This window comes from Xanthomonas bonasiae (assembly GCF_014836395.1).
In the GTDB taxonomy this organism is placed as follows: Bacteria; Pseudomonadota; Gammaproteobacteria; order Xanthomonadales; family Xanthomonadaceae; genus Xanthomonas_A; species Xanthomonas_A bonasiae.
On the sequence record NZ_JACSQX010000005.1, the window covers coordinates 108,169 to 126,477 of the forward strand.

An 18,309-nucleotide genomic window follows, 5' to 3' on the forward strand; every position below is an offset into this window, starting at 1 on the left:
GCATGCACGCCAGAGGCGCCAAGCCGGCGGCCGACGCATCGCCCGCCCGCTCCGGACGCTTCCGGGCCTATAGCTCAACGGTTAGAGCAGAGGACTCATAATCCTTTGGTTCCAGGTTCGAATCCTGGTGGGCCCACCAATAAGCCGTGGCGCGCGCAACGCCATCCAGGGTGCTCGCGTCATGCGGAGGGGCCACTGGCGCAATGCGCTTGCTGTGCAGCGGCAGCCGGCAGCGTGATCGCATGAACGGCTACGCGTCGCTGCCGGCATGCGTTGCCCGTGCCGCGCCGCCGCTGCCGGGCGAACGGCGGCTCAAGCGGCTCGGGCTTGATCTAGATCAACGCATCGCCTGAGCCGGCAGCCTATAAAGATTCTCAGCAAGAGTCCGGCAGCGTCGGGCATGCGGATCCCCGCAACATGGCGAGGATCCGCCATCCGGACGCCGGCTCTTCCGAACTCCATTCCCAAGGAATCGCTCATGGGCATCGCGCTCGCTCCAGAACAATTGCTGTCTTCCCTCGAGAAGGTGATGGTGATCTCCACCACCGACCTGCAGGGCACCATCACCTATGCCAACGACCTGTTTTGCCAGCTGACCGGCTTCGCGCGCGAAGAGTTGATCGGGCAGCCGCACAGCATCGTGCGTCACCCGGACGTGCCCAAGGCGGTCTACAAGGACATGTGGGACACGATCAAGGCCGGCAAGGTCTGGACCGGCATCGTGCCGAATCTGGGCAAGGGCGGCGTGCTCTACGTGGTCGATACCACCGTGCAGCCGTTGTACGACGAGCAGGGAAATATCAACGCTTACATCAGCATCCGCCGCGTGGTCAACGATCTGATGACGAACTTCGAGGCGGTGGAAGCGGCGAAGGAATACTTCGACGACTACTACGCCGGCAAGTGAGCGCTGCGCCCCCCATCGCGCGCGTGCTGGTCGGCTACGGCTCCGAATCGGGCAATGCGCGCGCACTCGCGCAACGCCTGGGCACGCAAGCGTTCCTGCAGCCGCACGGTCCCGTGGTGTTGGCGCTGGACGAGATCGATCTCGCCAGCCTGGGGCCGCACGATGCCCTGCTGATCGTCTGCAGTTCGTTCGGCGACGGTGAGCCGCCGGGCAACGCCGAACGCTTCCTGGACGCGCTCAGGCAGACACGGACGTTGCCGGACCTGCGCTATGCGGTCTTCGGCCTGGGCGACACCGCCTATCCGCGCTTTTGCGGCTTCAGCAAGACGCTCGACGCGCTGCTCGCCGAGCGGCTGGCGACCGCCCTGGTCAACAGGGTCGATGCCGATGCCAACTACGCTGCCTTCTTCGAGCGCTGGCTGCCCGTGCTCGAGCGGGTGTTGCATGGCGACCTGCAGGCAGGCCGCGACCTGCACCTTCAGGTCAAGGCCTATGGCGAGGCCAACGCGTTCGCGGCCACGGTGATGGAGCGACGCAGGCTCAGCGCCAGCGATCCGGCGGCCTGGCATGTGCGCCTGGATATCGCCGGCAGCGGCATCGTCTACCGGGCCGGTGACACGTTGCATGTGGTGCCGGAGAACGACGAGGACCTGCTCGGACGTCTGGCGTCCTGGTACGGGCAACCCGAGGCAGTACCGACTCTGCGCGGCAAGGAGTTGCGCCAGATCGGCAAGCCGCTGTTGCGCGAGCTGGCGCGGCTGGGCGGGAGCGAGATCCTCAAGGGCCTGACCAAGATCAGCCAGCGCGCCGCGCTGGAAGCGTATCTGTACGGGGCGGACCTGCTCGACGTGCTCGAGGATCACTGCACGCCCGACACGGTTCCGCTGGCGAGCCTGGCCGACCTGTTGCCTGGATGCCTGCCGCGCGCCTATTCGATCGCGTCGCGGGCAGATCCGGACAGCCTGGACCTGTGCGTGCGCGAAGTGCGCTATACGCGCGGCGGCCGTGTTCGCAGTGGCGTCTGCACCGGCTGGCTGTTGAGCGATCGCGCCGAACGGGTACGTATCTTCAGCCGGGCCAATCCGGGCTTCCACCTGCCGCCCGATCCGGGTTGCCCGCTGATCCTGATCGGCACCGGGACCGGCGTCGCGCCGCTGATGGGTTTGATGCGCGAAGCCGCCGCCAGCGACGGGCGCCGCGAGATCTGCCTGATCTTCGGCGAGAAGCGCCGCGAGCAGGATTTCCTCTATCGCGACGAACTCGAGGCGCTGCGCGACGGCAAGGTGCTGGACCGTCTGATCACCGCCTTCTCGCGCGACACCGACGCGAAGTACTACGTGCAGGACGCCATGGCCGAACACGGCGACTATCTCGCCGGGCTGCTGCGGCGCGACGCGCACATCTATCTGTGCGGAAACAAGCGACACCTTGAGGGCGTGGTGGAGCAGGCCGTAGGTGGGCTGATAGATGCGGACGCATCGCAGCAGGCTCCCTGGCATGCGCTGTCAGGGCAAGGGCGGCTGCACCGCGAGCTGTATTAGTCTTCGCACGCGGCCGGCAGGGCGGCCGCCGCATGGCGCGGCGTCAGCCGAAGCGGACCGGCACGCCCTGGCGGTCGAATGCGGCGAAACGGTCGATGCGGCCTTCGTTGATCGCATTGACCATGAAGCGCAGCGGCTGCATGGCCTCGTCGGCCGAGGGCGTCACGCCTGCGCGTCCAGCCAGGCCGCCGACGAACAGCAGATCCCACGCGATGCCGGTCCGTTCCGATTCGGCGAGCAATGCCTGGAACGACGCGATCTCCGCAGGCAGTTTGTCCACGCACAGCACGGGTGCAAGAGTGCCGCCCTGCCCCGATCGGTGTTGCTGCCGCTGCACCTCGGTCGCCGAGGCAGGCAGGTCGGTGCGAACGAAGACCAACAACAGGCGTTGCGGCTCCTGCTGAGCGCCGGCGGCCCGCAACAGGTCGGAAAAACTGGTCAGCATGGTGTGCTCGTGGGTGATGGCGGTCGCCTACAGCATGCACGCGGCAACCACAGGGTTTCTTGATCAAGATCATGGTGCACGCCGGTCGCATGCCCAAAGCTATGCGCAGTGGGAACAGGGGCGGAAGGCGGAGGGATCTCGTCGCCGCGCGGCCAGCCAGTGAATCAGACGAGCGAGCACAGATGATGGGCAGCCTCACCGACGGCTACGGGCGCAGCTTTCCCTATCTGCGCCTGTCGCTGACCGAAGCCTGCAACTACCGCTGCAGCTACTGCCTGCCGGACGGCTACCGCGCCGACGGCGCATCCCGCTTTCTCGGGATCGCGGAAATCCGGCGGCTGGTAGGCGGTTTTGCCGCGCTGGGAATGCACAAGATCCGCCTGACCGGCGGCGAACCCAGCCTGCGCAAGGACCTGCCGGCGGTGATCGCTGCGGTGTCGGCGGTGCGCGGTGTCCGCAAGATCGCCTTGACCACGAATGGTTGCCTGCTGCCGCGGCACGTGCGCACATGGCGCGAGGCCGGGCTGACCGCGCTCAACGTCAGCATGGACAGCCTGGATGCTGGACGCTTCCACGCCATCACCGGCCACGATCGCTTTGCCGAGGTCTACGAAGGCATCGAACAGGCGCTGACGCTGGGATTGGAGTCGGTCAAGGTCAACGCGGTGCTGCTGCGCGGCTGCAACGACGATGAGCTGCCGTGTTGGCTGGATTATCTGCGCGAGCGCGCGCTGAGCGTGCGCTTCATCGAACTGATGCGCACCGGCGACAATCTGGCGTATTTCGAGCGTCACCATCTGCGTGCGGAGGAGCTCGAGCTGCGCTTGCAGGCGGCGGGGTGGCGCCTGCGCGTGCGCGCCGCCGACGCCGGGCCGGCGCGGGAGTACGCGCATCCCCAGTTCCGCGGCACCATCGGCGTGATCGCACCGTACTCGAGGGATTTCTGCACCGGTTGCAACCGCTTGCGGGTCACTGCGCGCGGCGATCTGCGGCTGTGCCTGTTCGGCGACTTCGGCATCGCGCTGCGGCCGTTGCTGCAGTCCGATGCGGACCACGATGCGCTGGTGATGCGTATCGCCACGCAGTTGGGGCTCAAGGCGGCCGGACACGGCCTGCACCAGGGACATACGGGCCTGACCCCGCACCTGGCATCGATCGGAGGTTGAAACCATGAACGGCGATTCCGCAGCGGCCTTCCACATGGCCGACATCCGCGACAAGCGTCCGACCGCGCGCCGGGCGGTGGCGGTCGGCGAGCTGGTGGCCGGGCCACTGGCGTACCCGATGATCGTCGCACGGCGCCTGCCCAAGGGCGACGCACTGGCGTTGGCGGAAGTCGCCGGCCTGCAGGGCGCCAAGTCGGCTTCGACGCTGATGCCGCTGTGCCATCCGTTGCCGCTGGAGCTGGTACGCACCTTGTGCGTGCCGGTACCGGAGCGGTATGCGATCCGCGTGTACTGCGAGTGCGCCAGCCAGGCGCGTACCGGCGTGGAAATGGAGGCGCTGGCCGGCGTCAGCGCGGCGTTGCTGACGCTGTACGACCTGAGCAAGCCGGTCGAACCGGCGCTGACCTTTGGCGGCGTCCGCCTGTTGTTCAAGGAGGGCGGCAAGCGCGGACTGTGGCGGCATCCGGAGGGCATGAGCGAATCCGAGCAGGCGCGCTTCCGGCCGCGCGCGCCGCTGGCGCTGGACGGCGTACCGTGCGCAGTGCTCACGCTCAGCGACCGTGCCGCCGGCGGCCTTTATGCGGATGCGTCCGGCCCGGTACTGGTGGATGGGCTGCGGCATCTGGGCGCGCAGGTGTCCGCGAGCGAGGTGCTGCCCGACGGCATCGAGCCGCTGGCCACGCGCCTGCGCGCATTGGCGGACGCAGGCGTGCGGCTGTGCCTTTGCACCGGCGGTACCGGGCTGGGTCCGCGCGATCTGACCCCGGAGGCCTTCGCATGCGTCGCCGACCGCCGTGTCGAGGCGCTGGCGCAGATGCTGCGCACGCTCGGCGCGCAACATACGCCGCTGGCCTGGCTCAGCCGTGCCGAGGTCGTGCAGGTAGGCCGGATGCTGGCGTTCGCGTTGCCCGGAAGCCCGCGCGCGGCGGCGCAATGCATGGACATCCTTGCGCCGGTGCTCGGTCACGCGCTGCGCATGCTCGATGGAGGGCGGCATCCATGATCGGCTATGCGCAGGCGCTGTCGATGGTGCGCGAGGCGGCTCCGTTGCTGGGCGTGGAGGCCGTGCCGGCGAATGCGGCCGAAGACCGGGTGCTGGCCGAGCCGCTGGTCAGCGCCGCCGCGCTGCCGCCGTTCGACAACTCGGCGATGGACGGATTCGGCGTGCATGCCGGTAGCGCGGGACTGGCCGCCGGTGTGGAACTCGCCGTGCGCGGCTGGCAGGCGGCCGGCGATACGCAATGCCGCGCCGGCGATGGCGCCTGGGAAGTGATGACCGGCGCGTCCCTGCCTGCCGGGCTGGATGCGGTGATTCCGGTGGAGCAGGTGGAGGTGCTGGCGCAGGCCGAGGGCCGGCCGCTGGCGATCCGCCTGCTGGCCGCGGTGCAGCCGGGCCAGCACGTGCGCCGCAGTGGCGAGGACGTCGGCGTGGGCGAACCGGTGCTGTCCGCCGGCGAGCGCCTGGGTGCGCCGCAGACCACCATGCTGGCAGCGCTGGGCGTGGCGCAGGTGCTGGTGCGGCGGCGTCCACGGGTGGCGGTGATCGCCACCGGGCGCGAACTGGTCGGCGATCCGGCACAGCCGTTGGCCTCGGGCCAGATCCGCGACAGCAACCGTCCGTTCCTGGCCGCGCAACTGCGCGCGGCGGGTGCCGAGGTGGTCTGGCAGGGCATCGTCGGCGACGAACCTGCGCAGTTCCATGCCGCCCTCGACGCTGCGCTGGCAGCGGGCGCCGATGCGGTACTCAGCAGCGGCGCGGTGTCGCAGGGACGCTACGACTTCGTGCCCGAGGCGCTGCGCCAGCGCGGCGCGCGGATCGGGTTCCACAAGGTGGCGATCCGCCCAGGGAAGCCGCTGCTGTTCGCCACCCTGGCGGAGGGGCCGCTGTACTTCGGCCTTCCCGGCAATCCGGTGTCCAGCGCGGTAGGCCTGCGCTTCTTCGTCGAACCGGCGCTGCGCGCAATGCTAGGCCTGGCTGCGGAAAAGCCGCTGTGGTTGCCGGCGGGCATGCCGATCGCCAAGCCGGCAGCGCTGCGCTTCCATGGCAGCGGCGTGGTGGCGTGCGATCGCAGCGGGCAATTGCGCGCTGCGATCCTGCCGCAGCAGCACTCGTTCCGGCTGCGGCCGCTGCTGGCGGCCAATGCGTGGCTGGTGGTGCCGGAAGGCGTGGCCGACGTGGCCGCGGACGAACCGGTGCAAGTGTATGGCCTGGGCCATTGGCAGCCCGTGCAACTATCCTGGGAGAAACAGTCATGAAGATTTCGGTGCGCCTGTTCGGCGCGCTTTCCGATTACGCCGCCGGCCAGCCGCTGGAATTCGAACTTGCGGCCGGGCAATGCATGGCCGATCTGCGCGCGGTGCTGCAAGAGCGCCTGGAGGCCACGGTTCCGGGCTTCCGCCCGGCGCTGCTGCGCTGTTCGGCGTTCGCCGACAGCCGGCAGATCCTGCACGAGCGCGATCCGCTGCCAGCCGATGGCGAAGTGGCGGTGCTGCCGCCGGTGAGCGGAGGTTGAGCGGGATGAACGCACATGCAGGCATCCTTCATGCGCAGGTCGTCGATCGCGCGCTGGCGGCGCTGGATCCGGCCGCAGCGATCGATTTCGTATCCGACCCCGGCTTCGGCGGGCTGGCCGTCTTCATCGGCCGCGTGCGCGACTTCAATCATGGCCGCGTCGTGACCGGCATCAGCTACGACATGTTCGATGCGCTGGCGCTCAATGGCTTCGAGCGCATCATGCAGCAGGCGCTGGCCGACATCGGGCCAAAGCTGAAACTGTACGTGGCGCACGCCAGGGGGCGGCTGGCCATCGGCGAACTGGCGGTGGTGGTGGCGGCCGGCTCGCCGCATCGCGACGAAGCGTTCCGCGCGTGCCGGCGGGTGATCGAGGCGGTCAAGCACACCAGCCCGATCTGGAAGCGGGAACACTACCAGGACGGCAGCAGCGAGTGGAGCGAAGGCTGCACCTTGTGCGAATCGGCGCTGGTTCCCGCCTCAACGGCGGACACCGAGCGCGAGTCCGTGCATGCGCATCGCCACGACCGGGATGTCGCCGCGGACGGCATGGCGTTGACCGATGTCTGACGGCGCCATGTGCTGCGGCGCGCGATGCAGTGAGCGTCGATTGTGGGGCCATCCCTTCGCAACCGCTGAGCCGATGCGCCCGGCTGCGCTATCACTGACGTGGAGAAGCGATCCATGAAGCTGCAACACCAGGCACAGACCTTGCGGTTCCGGGTGGACGAGGCGGAGCTGGCCGTGCTGCTGGGGGGCGGAGAAGTGGCGAACCGGTTGTGCATCCCCGGCGGGCCTTCGTTGTGCCAGACGCTGGTACTGGCCGAACTGGAAACGGCGGCGATGGGTGGCACGCCGACCCACTGGCGGGTGGCGCTGCCACGCGCGGCGGTGGAGGCCTACTGCGGGCGATTGCCGTGCCGCGACGGGCTCCAGTTCCAGGCGGCGGCGCAGCAAAACGGCCAAAGCGCGCTGCGGATGGTGTTCGAAGTGGATGTGCGCGACAGCGCGCGGACGCGGACCGGCACCGCACGCGGACGCAATGCCGAAGCGCAGGCCGTGACCGGCATCCAGATCGGCTTTTCCGGCGACGGCGCCGTTTGACATTTGTCATGGATATCCGATTGGAGGCGGCGGGATTGATTTCGATCAACGGCCTGGTGCCGCGGTGATGGCTCAATGGCCGTGGGGCGATGGGAGCTGTATCTCCGCATCTGCCGCAAGTCCAATTCATCAGGTGACGGCCATGACTGTTCAAGCAGATGTCGCAACTCACAATCCCGGCGGCGGCCGCGGCCGCATCATCCAGGACTGGCGTCCCGAGGACCCGGCCTATTGGGCAAGCACCGGCCGGCGCATCGCCACGCGCAACCTGGCGATCTCCATCCCTTCGCTGCTGCTGGCGTTCTCGATCTGGATGCTGTTCTCGGTGGTGAGCGTGAACCTGCCGCGCGCTGGCTTCGCCTTCGACACCAACCAGCTGTTCCTGCTGGTGGCGCTGCCGAGCCTGTCGGGGGCGACGCTGCGGATCTTCTATTCGTTCGTGATTCCGTTGTTCGGCGGGCGCCGCTGGACAGCGCTATCCACCGCCCTGTTGCTGATCCCCGCGCTGTGGCTGGGCTTCGCGGTGCAGGATCCGAACACGCCGTACTGGGTGTTCGTGGCCATCGCCATCTGCTGCGGCCTGGGTGGCGCGAACTTCTCGTCCTCGATGTCCAACATCTCGTTCTTCTATCCGAAGGCGCGACAGGGCTTCGCGCTGGGCATGAACGCCGGGCTGGGCAACCTGGGCGTGTCGGTGACGCAGTTCGTGGTGCCGCAGGTGATCGCCTTCAGCATCTTCGGCGCGTTGTCTGGCGCGCCGCAACAGGTCAAGGACGGCACGGCACTGTTCCTGCAGAACGCCGGCTTCCTGTGGGTGCCGCTGTTGCTGGCCTGCGTCGTCGCGGCGTGGTTCGGCATGAACGACATCGCCAGCGTGCGCTCGTCCTTCGCTCAGCAGGCGCTGATCTTCCGGCGCAAGCACAACTGGCTGATGTGCTGGCTGTACGTCGGCACCTTCGGTTCGTTCATCGGCTTCTCGGCCGGGTTCCCGATGCTGATGAAGACCCAGTTCCCCGAGGTCAACGCGCTGGCCTATGCGTTCCTCGGCCCGCTGGTCGGCGCACTGACGCGTCCGCTGGGCGGCATGCTGGCCGACCGCCTGGGCGGGGCGCGGATCACCTTCTGGGTGTTCGCGCTGATGGCTGCGGCGGTGTTCGCGGTACTGCACTTCCTGCCCGGCGCGCACGGCGCAGGCAACTTCTTCGGTTTCCTGGCCTCGTTCCTGGCGCTGTTCGTGCTCACCGGCATCGGCAACGGCAGCACGTTCCGGATGATCCCGGTGATCTTCCGCACGCTGCACGAGCGCTGGTCGTCGCGCGCCGATGCGCAGGGCAAGGCCGCGGCGACACGGCAGGCGGGCATCGAATCGGCCGCGGTGGTCGGGTTCTCCGGCGCGATCGGCGCCTATGGCGGATTCTTCATTCCCAAGAGCTATGGCTCGTCGATCGCCCTGACCGGCGGTCCGGAGGCGGCGCTGTACGTGTTCGTCGCCTTCTATTGCACCTGCCTGGCGGTGACTTGGTGGTGGTACTACCGGCGCGGTGCCGAGGTTCCGTGCTGATCCGGCCGCCTGGCCGCGCAACGATTGGAAACACCCAAGCCACGATGCACACATTAGCGATGGGAGAGGCACGATGAGTTATTTCCTGGACCGGCTGCAGTTCTTCAAGCGAGCGCCAGAGCGCTTCGCCGACGGACACGGGGTCACCAAGAGCGAGAGCCGCGAGTGGGAGAACGGTTACCGCGCCCGTTGGCAGTACGACAAGATCGTGCGGTCCACCCACGGCGTGAACTGCACCGGCTCGTGCAGCTGGAAGATCTACGTCAAGAATGGGCTGGTGACCTGGGAGACGCAGCAGACTGACTACCCGCGCACGCGCCCGGACCTGCCCAACCACGAGCCGCGCGGCTGCCCGCGCGGCGCCAGCTACTCCTGGTACCTGTACAGCGCCAACCGGCTGAAGTACCCGCTGGTGCGCGGCGCGTTGCTGCGCATGTGGCGGCAGGCGCGCAAGACGCTCTCGCCCGTGGACGCGTGGGCCAGCATCGTCGAGGATCCGGCCAAGGCCATCGCGTACAAGTCGCGGCGCGGCATGGGCGGCTTCGTGCGCGTGCAGTGGGACGAGGCCAACGAGATCATCGCCGCGTCCAATCTGTACACGGTCAAGGAGTACGGCCCGGACCGGGTGATCGGCTTCTCGCCGATCCCGGCGATGTCGATGGTGTCCTATGCCGCCGGCGCGCGTTACCTGTCGCTGCTGGGCGGCGCCTGCCTGTCGTTCTACGACTGGTACTGCGACCTGCCGCCGGCCTCGCCGCAGGTCTGGGGCGAGCAGACCGACGTGCCGGAATCGGCCGATTGGTACAACAGCCGCTACATCATCGCCTGGGGTTCGAACGTGCCGCAGACGCGCACCCCGGACGCGCACTTCTTCACCGAGGCGCGCTACAACGGCACCAAGACCGTGGCAGTCACGCCCGATTACTCGGAAGTGGCCAAGCTCACCGACCACTGGCTGCACCCCAAGCAGGGCACCGACGCGGCGCTGGCGATGGCGTTCGGCCATGTGATTCTGCGCGAGTTCCACGTCGACAGCCCCTCGCAGTACTTCACCGACTATTGCCGGCAGTATTCGGACATGCCGCTGCTGGTGCGGCTGGAGCGTCGCGCGGATGGACGCCTGGTGGCGGGGCGCTACCTGCGCGCCAGCGACCTGGGCGGCCTGGGCGAGGACAACAACCCGGAATGGAAGACGCTGGCGTGGGACGAAGCCAGCGGCCGCATCGTGGTGCCGAAAGGCTCGATCGGCTTCCGCTGGGGCGAGCAGGGCAAGTGGAACATCGAGCAGCAGGACAGCGCCGGCGCCGCGACCCGCTTGCGGCTGAGCCTGAAGGATGATCACGAGGCGATCGAGGCGGTCAGCTTTCCGTATTTCGGCGGCATCGAGAGTGCACCGTGGACAGCGTCCACGTTCCAGGACGTGCTCGAACGCAATGTGCCGGTGCGCCGCCTGCAAGGCGCCGACGGCACGATCGAGGTGACCACGGTGTACGACCTGCTGCTGGCGCAGTACGGCGTGGATCGCGGCTTCGGCGGCGGCAACGTGGCCACCAGCTTTGACGAGGACGTGCCCGGTACGCCGGCCTGGCAGGAACGCATCACCGGGGTGCCGCGTGCCGACGTGATCGAGATCGCGCGCGAATTCGCGCGTACCGCCGACAAGACCCGCGGGCGCAGCATGATCATCGTCGGTGCGGCGGTGAACCACTGGTACCACAACGACATGAACTATCGCGGCCTGATCAACATGCTGGTCATGTGCGGCTGCATCGGCCAGACCGGCGGCGGCTGGTCGCATTACGTCGGTCAGGAGAAGCTGCGCCCGCAGACCGGCTGGCAGCCGCTGGCGTTCGGACTGGACTGGAGTCGTCCGCCGCGGCACATGAACGGGACCTCGTTCTTCTATTTCAATTCGGACCAGTGGCGCTACGAGAAGCTGGAGGTGAAGGAAATCCTGTCGCCGCTGGCGGACCCGAGCAAGTTCACCGGCACCATCGCCGACCTCAACCTGCGCGCGATCCGCATGGGTTGGTTGCCGAGCGCGCCGCAGCTGGACCGCAATCCGTTGCAGCTGACCCGCGAGGCCGAGCGCGCCGGCGTGGCGCCGGCCGAGTACGCGCTGACGAAGCTGAAGGATGGCACGTTGGATTTCGCCTACGCCGATCCGGATTCGCCGCAGAACTTCCCGCGGGTGATGTTCATCTGGCGCTCCAACCTGCTCGGTTCCTCCGGCAAGGGCCACGAGTACATGCTCCGTCACTTCCTGGGCACCCGCCACGGCGTGCAGGGCAAGGACCTTGGCGAGGAGGGCGCGCGCAAGCCGGACGAGGTGAAGTGGCACGACGCGCCGGCCGAGGGCAAGCTCGACCTGCTGGTGACGCTGGACTTCCGCATGTGCACGACCGCGCTGTACTCGGACATCGTGCTGCCCACCGCCACCTGGTACGAGAAGGACGATCTCAATACCTCGGACATGCACCCGTTCATCCACCCGCTGTCCAAGGCGGTGGACCCGGCCTGGGAATCGCGCAGCGACTGGGACATCTTCAAGGGCGTGGCCAGGACGCTGAGCGCGATGGCGCCCGGCGTGCTGGGCGTGGAGCAGGACCTGGTGCTGGTGCCGATCCTGCACGACACCCCCAACGAACTGGCGATGCCGATGGGCGTGACCGACTGGACCAGGGGCGAGTGCGAGGCGGTGCCGGGCAGAACCATGCCGTCGATGACGGTGGTCGAGCGTGACTATCCGAACCTGTACAAGAAGTTCGCCTCGCTCGGCCCGCTGCTGGACAAGCACGGCAACGGCGGCAAGGGCATGAACTGGGATACCCGCGACGAGGTGGCCTTCCTCGGCAAGCTCAACCATACCGTGCTGGAGGACGGCGTCAGCCACGGACGTCCGGCGATCGAGTCGGCGATCGACGCCTGCGAGGTGATCCTGCACCTGGCGCCGGAAACCAATGGCCACGTCGCGGTGAAGGCATGGGAATCGCTGGGCAAGTTCACCGGCCGCGAGCACACCCATCTTGCGGTGGGCAAGGAGCACGAGGCGATCCGCTTCCGCGACATCCAGGCGCAGCCGCGCAAGATCATCTCCTCGCCGATCTGGTCGGGGCTGGAGGACGACCACGTCAGCTACAACGCCGGCTACACCAACGTCCACGAGCTGATCCCGTGGCGCACCCTGACCGGGCGCCAGCAGTTCTACCAGGATCACGAGTGGATGATCGCCTTTGGCGAAGGCTTCATGGGCTATCGCCCGCCTGTGGACACCAAGGCCGCCGCGCCGATGCTCGGGCGCAAGCCGAACGGCAACAAGGAGATCGTGCTGAACTGGATCACCCCGCACCAGAAGTGGGGCATCCACAGCACCTACAGCGACAACCTGATCATGCAGACGCTCTCGCGCGGCGGCCCGATCGTGTGGCTCAGCGAGGACGACGCGCGCAGCGCCGGCATCGTCGACAACGACTGGATCGAGCTGTTCAACGTCAACGGCGCGATCGCCGCGCGCGCAGTGGTCAGCCAACGGGTGATGTCCGGCATGGCGATGATGTACCACGCGCAGGAACGCATCATCAACACGCCCGGGTCGGAGGTCACCGGCACCCGCGGCGGCATCCACAACTCGGTCACACGAGTGGTACTCAAGCCCACCCACATGATCGGCGGCTACGCGCAGCTGTCCTACGGCTTCAACTACTACGGCACCTGTGGCACCAACCGCGACGAGTTCGTGGTGGTGCGCAAGATGGACAAGGTCGATTGGCTGGATGGCGAATCCGCGAAGGTCGCGGCAGGGGAGGTGGCGTGATGAAAGTTCGTGCGCAAATCGCGATGGTGTTGAACCTGGACAAGTGCATCGGCTGCCATACCTGCTCGATCACCTGCAAGAACGTATGGACCTCGCGCGAGGGCGTGGAATACGCCTGGTTCAACAACGTCGAAACCAAGCCCGGCGTGGGCTATCCCAAGGAATGGGAGAACCAGGACAAGTGGAACGGCGGCTGGGTGCGGACCGCCGCCGGCAAGCTGATCCCACGCGCCGGCGGACGTTTCCGGATGCTGGCGAAGATCTTCGCCAACCCCGACCTTCCGCAGATCGACGACTACTACGAGCCGTTCGAGTTCGACTACCAGCACCTGCATACCGCCCCGGACGTCAAGCACCAGCCCACCGCGCGCCCGCGCTCGCTGATCAGCGGCCAGCGCATGGAGAAGATCGAGTGGGGGCCGAACTGGGAGGAAATCCTCGGCACCGAGTTCGCCAAGCGATCCAAGGACCGCAATTTCGACAACGTACAGAAGGAGATCTACGGCGCGTTCGAGAAGACCTTCATGATGTACCTGCCGAGGCTGTGCGAACACTGCCTGAATCCTGCCTGCGTGTCGGCGTGTCCATCGGGCGCGATCTACAAGCGCGAGGAGGACGGCATCGTGCTGATCGACCAGGACAAGTGCCGCGGCTGGCGCATGTGCGTGTCGGCCTGCCCATACAAGAAGATCTACTACAACTGGAAGAGCGGCAAGTCGGAGAAGTGCATCTTCTGCTACCCACGCATCGAGATGGGCGAACCGACCGTGTGTTCGGAAACCTGCGTCGGCCGCATCCGCTACCTGGGGGTGATGCTGTACGACGCCGACCGCATCCAGAGCGCCGCCGCGGTGCCGGCCGAAAAGGATCTGTACCAGGCGCACCTGGACATCTTCCTGGACCCGGAAGACCCGCAGGTGATCGCCGCCGCACGCGCCGAGGGCATCCCGGATAGCTGGCTGCAGGCGGCCAAGGCCTCGCCGGTGTACAAACTGGCGATCGACTGGAAGCTGGCGCTGCCGCTGCATCCGGAATACCGCACGCTGCCGATGGTGTGGTACGTGCCGCCGCTGTCGCCGATCCAGTCGGCGGCCGAGCGCGGCCACATCGGCATGAACGGCGAGCTGCCGGACATCGCATCGCTGCGCATTCCGGTGCGCTATCTGGCCAACCTGCTGTCGGCCGGCGACGAGGCGCCGGTGGTGCGCGCGCTGGAGCGGTTGATGGCGATGCGCGCGTGGCGCCGCGCCAAGAACGTGGACGGCGTGGAAGACCTCGCGGTGCTGCAGCAGGCCGGACTCAGCGTGGCGCAGGCCGAGTCGATGTACCGGTACCTGGCGATCGCCAACTACGAGGACCGCTTCGTGATCCCCACCGCACATCGCGAGTACGCCAACGACGCCTTCGGCGAGCGCGGCGGTTGCGGCTTCACCTTCGGCAATGGCTGCAATGGCGACAGCGCGGCGGACCTGTTCGGCAACCGCAAGCCCACCGGCCACACGGTGCCGTCGCCCAATCGGCGCGGAACCGAGGAGGTGGTGCGATGAGCCTGCTCAAGCTGATCGGCGTGCTGATGGATTATCCGCAGGACGCTCTCTGGCAACACGGCGAGGAACTGCTGCAGGCGGCCGACGATCCGGCCTTGTCGGCGCCGCGCCGCGCCGCGCTGTGCGGCTTCGTGCAGGAGCTGCTGGCCGAGGACCCGCTCGCGGTCCAGGACCGCTGGCTGTCCATGTTCGACCGCGGCCGGGCGATGAGCCTGCTGCTGTTCGAGCACATCCACGGCGAGTCCCGCGATCGCGGCCAGGCGATGGTCGACCTGATCGAAGCCTACCGCAGCAACGGTTTCGAGCTGTCCGCGCGGGAGCTGCCGGACTACCTGCCGCTGCTGCTGGAATACTTGGACCAGCGGCCCGACGCGGAGGCGCGCGACTGGCTGGGCCATGTCGGCCATATCGTCGGCCTGCTGGCGGCGCGCGCCGCCGAGCGCGAGAGCGGCTACGCGCTGCTGTTCGAGCTGCTGCTGGAATACGCCGATGGCGAAGTGAACCTGGCGCTGCTGCGCAAACGTGCCAGCGGCGAGGCGCGCGACGACTCGCCCGAGGCGATGGACCGGTTGTGGGAAGAAGAAGCGGTGCGCTTCGGCGCGCAGGCGCCGGGCGAAGACTGCAAGCCGGTCCCGCGGCCCGTCGCAGGCATCCAGGCCATCAACGAGGTGAAGCCATGAACCACTTGCATCAGTTCGCATTCCAGATCTATCCGTACATCGCGCTGGCGGTGTTCTTCGTCGGCAGCTGGGTGCGCTTCGACAAGTCCATGTACACCTGGCGCACCGGCTCCAGCCAACTGCTGTCCGACCGCGGCATGCGCATCGGCAGCAACTGCTTCCATGTCGGCGTGCTGGCGATCCTGGGCGGACACCTGGTCGGATTGTTGACGCCACACGCGCTGTACGAGCACTTCATCACTGCTCCGCAGAAGCAATTGCTGGCGATGGTCGTCGGCGGCGTGTTCGGCGCGCTCTGCTTCGTCGGCATCGCCATCTTGCTGGTGCGCCGGCTGACCAATCCGCGCGTGCGCGCCACCGGTACCTTCGGCGATACGCTGGTACTGGTGCTGCTGTTCGCACAGTTGGTGCTGGGCATGATCAGTATCGGCTACTCGACGCAACACATGGACGGCGCAGTGATGATCCGGCTCGGCGAATGGGCGCAGCACATCGTCACTTTCCGCTGGGGCGCGGCCGACTACATCAGCGACGTTTCCTGGGTGTACAAGACCCACGTGTTTCTGGGGATGACCCTGTTCCTGATCGCCCCGTTCACCCGCCTGGTGCACGTCTGGAGCATTCCGCTGAGCTACCTGTGGCGTCCGTACCAGGTGGTGCGGCGGCGTCAGGCGCCGCTGAACTACGACAGGAGGCGCTGAACATGGCCGCCACCTTGTCCGTGCCGCGGCGCCTGCCGCTCACCGTGATCGATTCGCAGCAGCCGGTGGCGGAGGAGGCGCACGCGCACCACGACGATGCGGATGCTGGCCCGCGCACGCTGGGCGCGCCGGCGCCGTGCCTGCTGTTCGTCGGCGACACGCCGATCAGCGAGGCGGATATCGCGCAGGAGATGCAGTTCCACCGCGCGATGCGGCCGCAGGTGTCGCGCGCGGCCGCGGCGCGCGCGCTGGTGGTGCGCGAACTGCTGCGCCGCGAGTGCGAGCGCCTGGGATTGGCGGCGCAACTGCCTGCCGACGGGCGCGAATCAGCCGAGGAGGCCACGATACGCATGCTGCTCGAGGGCGAGATCGAGCAGCGGGTGCCGGACGAGCAGGCCTGCGCGCGGTACTACGCGCAGAACGCCGAGCGCTTCCGCTCGCCGGACCGGGTCAAGGCCAGACATATCCTGTTCGCGGCGCCGGCCGACGATGTGGGCGGGCGCCACGAGGCGCGCCGCCGCGGCGAGAGCCTGATTGTCGAACTGCAGCAGCGCCCGGAGTTGTTCGCCGATTTCGCCATGCGCCATTCCGACTGCCCATCGCGCGAGCAGGGCGGCGAGCTGGGCTGGCTGCAGCGCGGGCAGACCACGCCGGAGTTCGACCGCCAACTGTTCCGCCTGCGCCAGGGCCTGGCCGGGTTCCCGATGGAATCGCGCTGGGGCTATCACGTCGTCGTCGTCGACGACATCGAGCCGGGCCTGCCGCAGACCTTCGAGCAGGTGCATCGGCGGATCGCCGACTACCTCGAACTGCAGTCGCGGCAACGCGATCTGCAACGCTACCTGCAGCTGTTGCAGGAACACTACGGGGTGAGCGGCCTGGATGCCATCGAGGCGGAAGCGGAGGCCTGAGCCGGCATGGCCTCCCGCCATCCCTCCAACCGCCCAAGATGCAGGCAGGCGCGCCTGTGCCTTTCACTACGAATGCAGACCATGCGATGAACGCCGTCCTTCCCTCCGCTGCCCAGCAGCGCGCCTTGTGGCTCAGTACCTTCGCCTTCACCACGTGCTTCGCGGTATGGATGATCTTCTCGATCGTCGGCATCCAGATCAAGCAGCAACTGGGACTCAACGACACCCAGTTCGGCCTGCTCATCGCCACGCCGGTACTGAGCGGTTCGCTGATCCGGGTGAACCTGGGCGTGCTGACCGACCAGATCGGCGGCCGACGCCTGCTGACCGCGGTGATGTTGTGCGCGGCGGCGTCCACCTGGCTGCTGACCTATGCGCGCAGCTACCCGCAGTTCCTGTTGGCGGCGCTGTTCGTCGGCATCGCCGGCGGCGCGTTCTCGGTCGGCGTCGCCTACGTCTCCAAGTGGTTCCCGGCGGCGAAGCAGGGCACCGCGCTGGGCGTATTCGGCGCCGGCAACATCGGTGCGGCCGTGACCAAGCTTCTGGCGCCAATGCTGATGGTGGCGGCCGGCTGGACCACGGTGGCGAAGGTATGGGCCGTGGCGCTGGCGGTGATGGCGGTGATCTTCTACCTGTGCACCCAGGAAGATCCCTCGCAGGCCGAACGCAAGCGCTCGGGCGTCAAGCCGATGTCGTTCCGCGAGCAGATGCGGCCGCTGGCGAAGCTGCAGGTGTGGCGCTTCTCGCTCTACTACTTCTTCGTGTTCGGCGCGTTCGTGGCGTTGGCGTTGTGGTTGCCGCGCTACCTGATCGGCGCCTACGGCATGGACATCCGCCAGGCCGGCCTGGTCGCGGCCTGCTATTCGATCCCGGCGAGCCTGTTCCGCATCGCTGGCGGCCTGCTGTCGGACCGCTATGGCGCGCGCCGGGTGATGTACTGGACGCTGAGCGTATCGGTAGTGTGCACCTTCCTGCTGGCGTACCCGGATACCCGTTACGTGATCAAGGGCATCGACGGCGACATCGCCTTCCACCTGGCGGTTGGCGTGGTCCCATTCACCGTGCTGGTGTTCGTGCTCGGCTTCTTCATGTCGCTGGGCAAGGCCGCGGTGTTCAAGCACATTCCGGCCTACTACCCGCAGCACGTCGGCGCGGTCGGCGGCGTGGTCGGCATGATCGGCGGGTTGGGGGGCTTCGTGCTGCCAATCGCCTTCGGTGCGATGAACGACCTGATCGGGGTGTGGACCAGCTGTTTCATGCTGTTGTTCGTGCTGGTGAGCATCGCCCTGGCGTGGATGCACTTCGCGGTCCGGCGCATGGAGCATCGCCAGCATCCCGGCCTGCGCGCGCAGACCGACCTGCCGGAGATCGCCGAGGCCGCCGCCGCAGCGAACGCACCTCTGGCCTGAACCGCCTGCAG

Annotated in this window: 16 protein-coding genes and 1 tRNA gene; 16 read left to right on the forward strand and 1 reads right to left on the reverse strand. The window is 67.5% G+C overall.

Annotated features, from left to right (window positions below):
* Window positions 1-63 precede the first annotated feature (63 nt).
* The 3 genes from H9658_RS09375 (at window position 64) to H9658_RS09385 (ending at window position 2,448) form a co-directional block, all read left to right on the forward strand.
* A tRNA-Ile gene (locus tag H9658_RS09375) sits at window positions 64-139 on the forward strand.
* Window positions 140-478: 339 nt separating this feature from the next.
* A complete protein-coding gene (locus H9658_RS09380; RefSeq protein WP_179567650.1) occupies window positions 479-907 on the forward strand; it encodes a PAS domain-containing protein in 429 nt (142 codons plus the stop codon).
* A complete protein-coding gene (locus tag H9658_RS09385; protein WP_179567648.1) occupies window positions 904-2,448 on the forward strand; it encodes a diflavin oxidoreductase in 1,545 nt (514 codons plus the stop codon). The genes H9658_RS09380 and H9658_RS09385 overlap by 4 nt, the downstream gene beginning before the upstream one ends.
* 43 nt (window positions 2,449-2,491) lie before the next feature.
* On the opposite strand, the gene H9658_RS09390 is transcribed toward H9658_RS09385, so the two are convergent.
* Window positions 2,492-2,893: a ribonucleotide reductase subunit alpha gene (locus H9658_RS09390; protein WP_179567646.1), complete on the reverse strand. Its 402-nt coding sequence runs from the start codon at window positions 2,891-2,893 to the stop codon at window positions 2,492-2,494.
* A gap of 185 nt (window positions 2,894-3,078) precedes the next feature.
* On the opposite strand from H9658_RS09390, the gene moaA reads away from it, so the two are divergent.
* The 13 genes from moaA to H9658_RS09455 all read left to right on the forward strand — a co-directional run bounded on the left by moaA (window position 3,079) and on the right by H9658_RS09455 (window position 18,298).
* Window positions 3,079-4,059: a GTP 3',8-cyclase MoaA gene (gene moaA / locus H9658_RS09395; protein WP_179568085.1), complete on the forward strand. Its 981-nt coding sequence runs from the start codon at window positions 3,079-3,081 to the stop codon at window positions 4,057-4,059.
* A 4-nt stretch (window positions 4,060-4,063) separates the two neighbouring features.
* Window positions 4,064-5,062: a bifunctional molybdenum cofactor biosynthesis protein MoaC/MoaB gene (gene moaCB / locus H9658_RS09400; RefSeq protein WP_179567644.1), complete on the forward strand. Its 999-nt coding sequence runs from the start codon at window positions 4,064-4,066 to the stop codon at window positions 5,060-5,062.
* Window positions 5,059-6,315 (forward strand): molybdopterin molybdotransferase MoeA, encoded by a 1,257-nt coding sequence (locus H9658_RS09405; protein WP_179567642.1) that lies wholly within the window; start codon window positions 5,059-5,061, stop codon window positions 6,313-6,315. The genes moaCB and H9658_RS09405 overlap by 4 nt, the downstream gene beginning before the upstream one ends.
* Window positions 6,312-6,572 (forward strand): MoaD/ThiS family protein, encoded by a 261-nt coding sequence (locus H9658_RS09410; RefSeq protein ID WP_218848162.1) that lies wholly within the window; start codon window positions 6,312-6,314, stop codon window positions 6,570-6,572. The genes H9658_RS09405 and H9658_RS09410 overlap by 4 nt, the downstream gene beginning before the upstream one ends.
* A 5-nt stretch (window positions 6,573-6,577) precedes the next feature.
* Window positions 6,578-7,141: a molybdenum cofactor biosynthesis protein MoaE gene (locus H9658_RS09415; protein ID WP_179567640.1), complete on the forward strand. Its 564-nt coding sequence runs from the start codon at window positions 6,578-6,580 to the stop codon at window positions 7,139-7,141.
* 114 nt (window positions 7,142-7,255) lie between these two features.
* Window positions 7,256-7,675 (forward strand): hypothetical protein, encoded by a 420-nt coding sequence (locus H9658_RS09420; protein WP_179567638.1) that lies wholly within the window; start codon window positions 7,256-7,258, stop codon window positions 7,673-7,675.
* A 142-nt stretch (window positions 7,676-7,817) separates the two neighbouring features.
* The gene (locus H9658_RS09425) at window positions 7,818-9,236 is read left to right on the forward strand and encodes a NarK family nitrate/nitrite MFS transporter (protein WP_191825149.1); all 1,419 of its coding nucleotides are present in this window, start codon (window positions 7,818-7,820) and stop codon (window positions 9,234-9,236) included.
* A gap of 73 nt (window positions 9,237-9,309) precedes the next feature.
* A complete protein-coding gene (locus H9658_RS09430; protein ID WP_191825150.1) occupies window positions 9,310-13,050 on the forward strand; it encodes a nitrate reductase subunit alpha in 3,741 nt (1,246 codons plus the stop codon).
* Window positions 13,050-14,597: a nitrate reductase subunit beta gene (gene narH / locus H9658_RS09435; protein ID WP_191825151.1), complete on the forward strand. Its 1,548-nt coding sequence runs from the start codon at window positions 13,050-13,052 to the stop codon at window positions 14,595-14,597. Before H9658_RS09430 ends, narH begins: the two co-directional genes overlap by 1 nt.
* Window positions 14,594-15,277, forward strand: a complete 684-nt coding sequence (gene narJ, locus H9658_RS09440; RefSeq protein ID WP_191825152.1) for a nitrate reductase molybdenum cofactor assembly chaperone — start codon at window positions 14,594-14,596, stop codon at window positions 15,275-15,277. Before narH ends, narJ begins: the two co-directional genes overlap by 4 nt.
* On the forward strand, window positions 15,274-15,978 hold the full coding sequence (gene narI, locus H9658_RS09445) for a respiratory nitrate reductase subunit gamma (protein ID WP_191825153.1): 705 nt from the start codon (window positions 15,274-15,276) through the stop codon (window positions 15,976-15,978). The genes narJ and narI overlap by 4 nt, the downstream gene beginning before the upstream one ends.
* 2 nt (window positions 15,979-15,980) lie before the next feature.
* Window positions 15,981-16,889: a peptidylprolyl isomerase gene (locus H9658_RS09450; RefSeq protein WP_191825154.1), complete on the forward strand. Its 909-nt coding sequence runs from the start codon at window positions 15,981-15,983 to the stop codon at window positions 16,887-16,889.
* An 86-nt stretch (window positions 16,890-16,975) separates the two neighbouring features.
* The gene (locus H9658_RS09455) at window positions 16,976-18,298 is read left to right on the forward strand and encodes an MFS transporter (protein ID WP_191825155.1); all 1,323 of its coding nucleotides are present in this window, start codon (window positions 16,976-16,978) and stop codon (window positions 18,296-18,298) included.
* The last annotated feature ends 11 nt before the right edge of the window (window positions 18,299-18,309 follow it).

Coding starts and splice junctions, on each gene's coding strand:
- H9658_RS09380 (WP_179567650.1), top strand. CDS start 479: ATGGGCATCGCGCTCGCTCCAGAACAATTGCTGTCTTCCCTCGAGAAG.
- H9658_RS09390 (WP_179567646.1), bottom strand. CDS start 2,893: ATGCTGACCAGTTTTTCCGACCTGTTGCGGGCCGCCGGCGCTCAGCAG.
- moaA (WP_179568085.1), top strand. CDS start 3,079: ATGGGCAGCCTCACCGACGGCTACGGGCGCAGCTTTCCCTATCTGCGC.
- moaCB (WP_179567644.1), top strand. CDS start 4,064: ATGAACGGCGATTCCGCAGCGGCCTTCCACATGGCCGACATCCGCGAC.
- H9658_RS09405 (WP_179567642.1), top strand. CDS start 5,059: ATGATCGGCTATGCGCAGGCGCTGTCGATGGTGCGCGAGGCGGCTCCG.
- H9658_RS09410 (WP_218848162.1), top strand. CDS start 6,312: ATGAAGATTTCGGTGCGCCTGTTCGGCGCGCTTTCCGATTACGCCGCC.
- H9658_RS09415 (WP_179567640.1), top strand. CDS start 6,578: ATGAACGCACATGCAGGCATCCTTCATGCGCAGGTCGTCGATCGCGCG.
- H9658_RS09420 (WP_179567638.1), top strand. CDS start 7,256: ATGAAGCTGCAACACCAGGCACAGACCTTGCGGTTCCGGGTGGACGAG.
- H9658_RS09425 (WP_191825149.1), top strand. CDS start 7,818: ATGACTGTTCAAGCAGATGTCGCAACTCACAATCCCGGCGGCGGCCGC.
- H9658_RS09430 (WP_191825150.1), top strand. CDS start 9,310: ATGAGTTATTTCCTGGACCGGCTGCAGTTCTTCAAGCGAGCGCCAGAG.
- narH (WP_191825151.1), top strand. CDS start 13,050: ATGAAAGTTCGTGCGCAAATCGCGATGGTGTTGAACCTGGACAAGTGC.
- narJ (WP_191825152.1), top strand. CDS start 14,594: ATGAGCCTGCTCAAGCTGATCGGCGTGCTGATGGATTATCCGCAGGAC.
- narI (WP_191825153.1), top strand. CDS start 15,274: ATGAACCACTTGCATCAGTTCGCATTCCAGATCTATCCGTACATCGCG.
- H9658_RS09450 (WP_191825154.1), top strand. CDS start 15,981: ATGGCCGCCACCTTGTCCGTGCCGCGGCGCCTGCCGCTCACCGTGATC.
- H9658_RS09455 (WP_191825155.1), top strand. CDS start 16,976: ATGAACGCCGTCCTTCCCTCCGCTGCCCAGCAGCGCGCCTTGTGGCTC.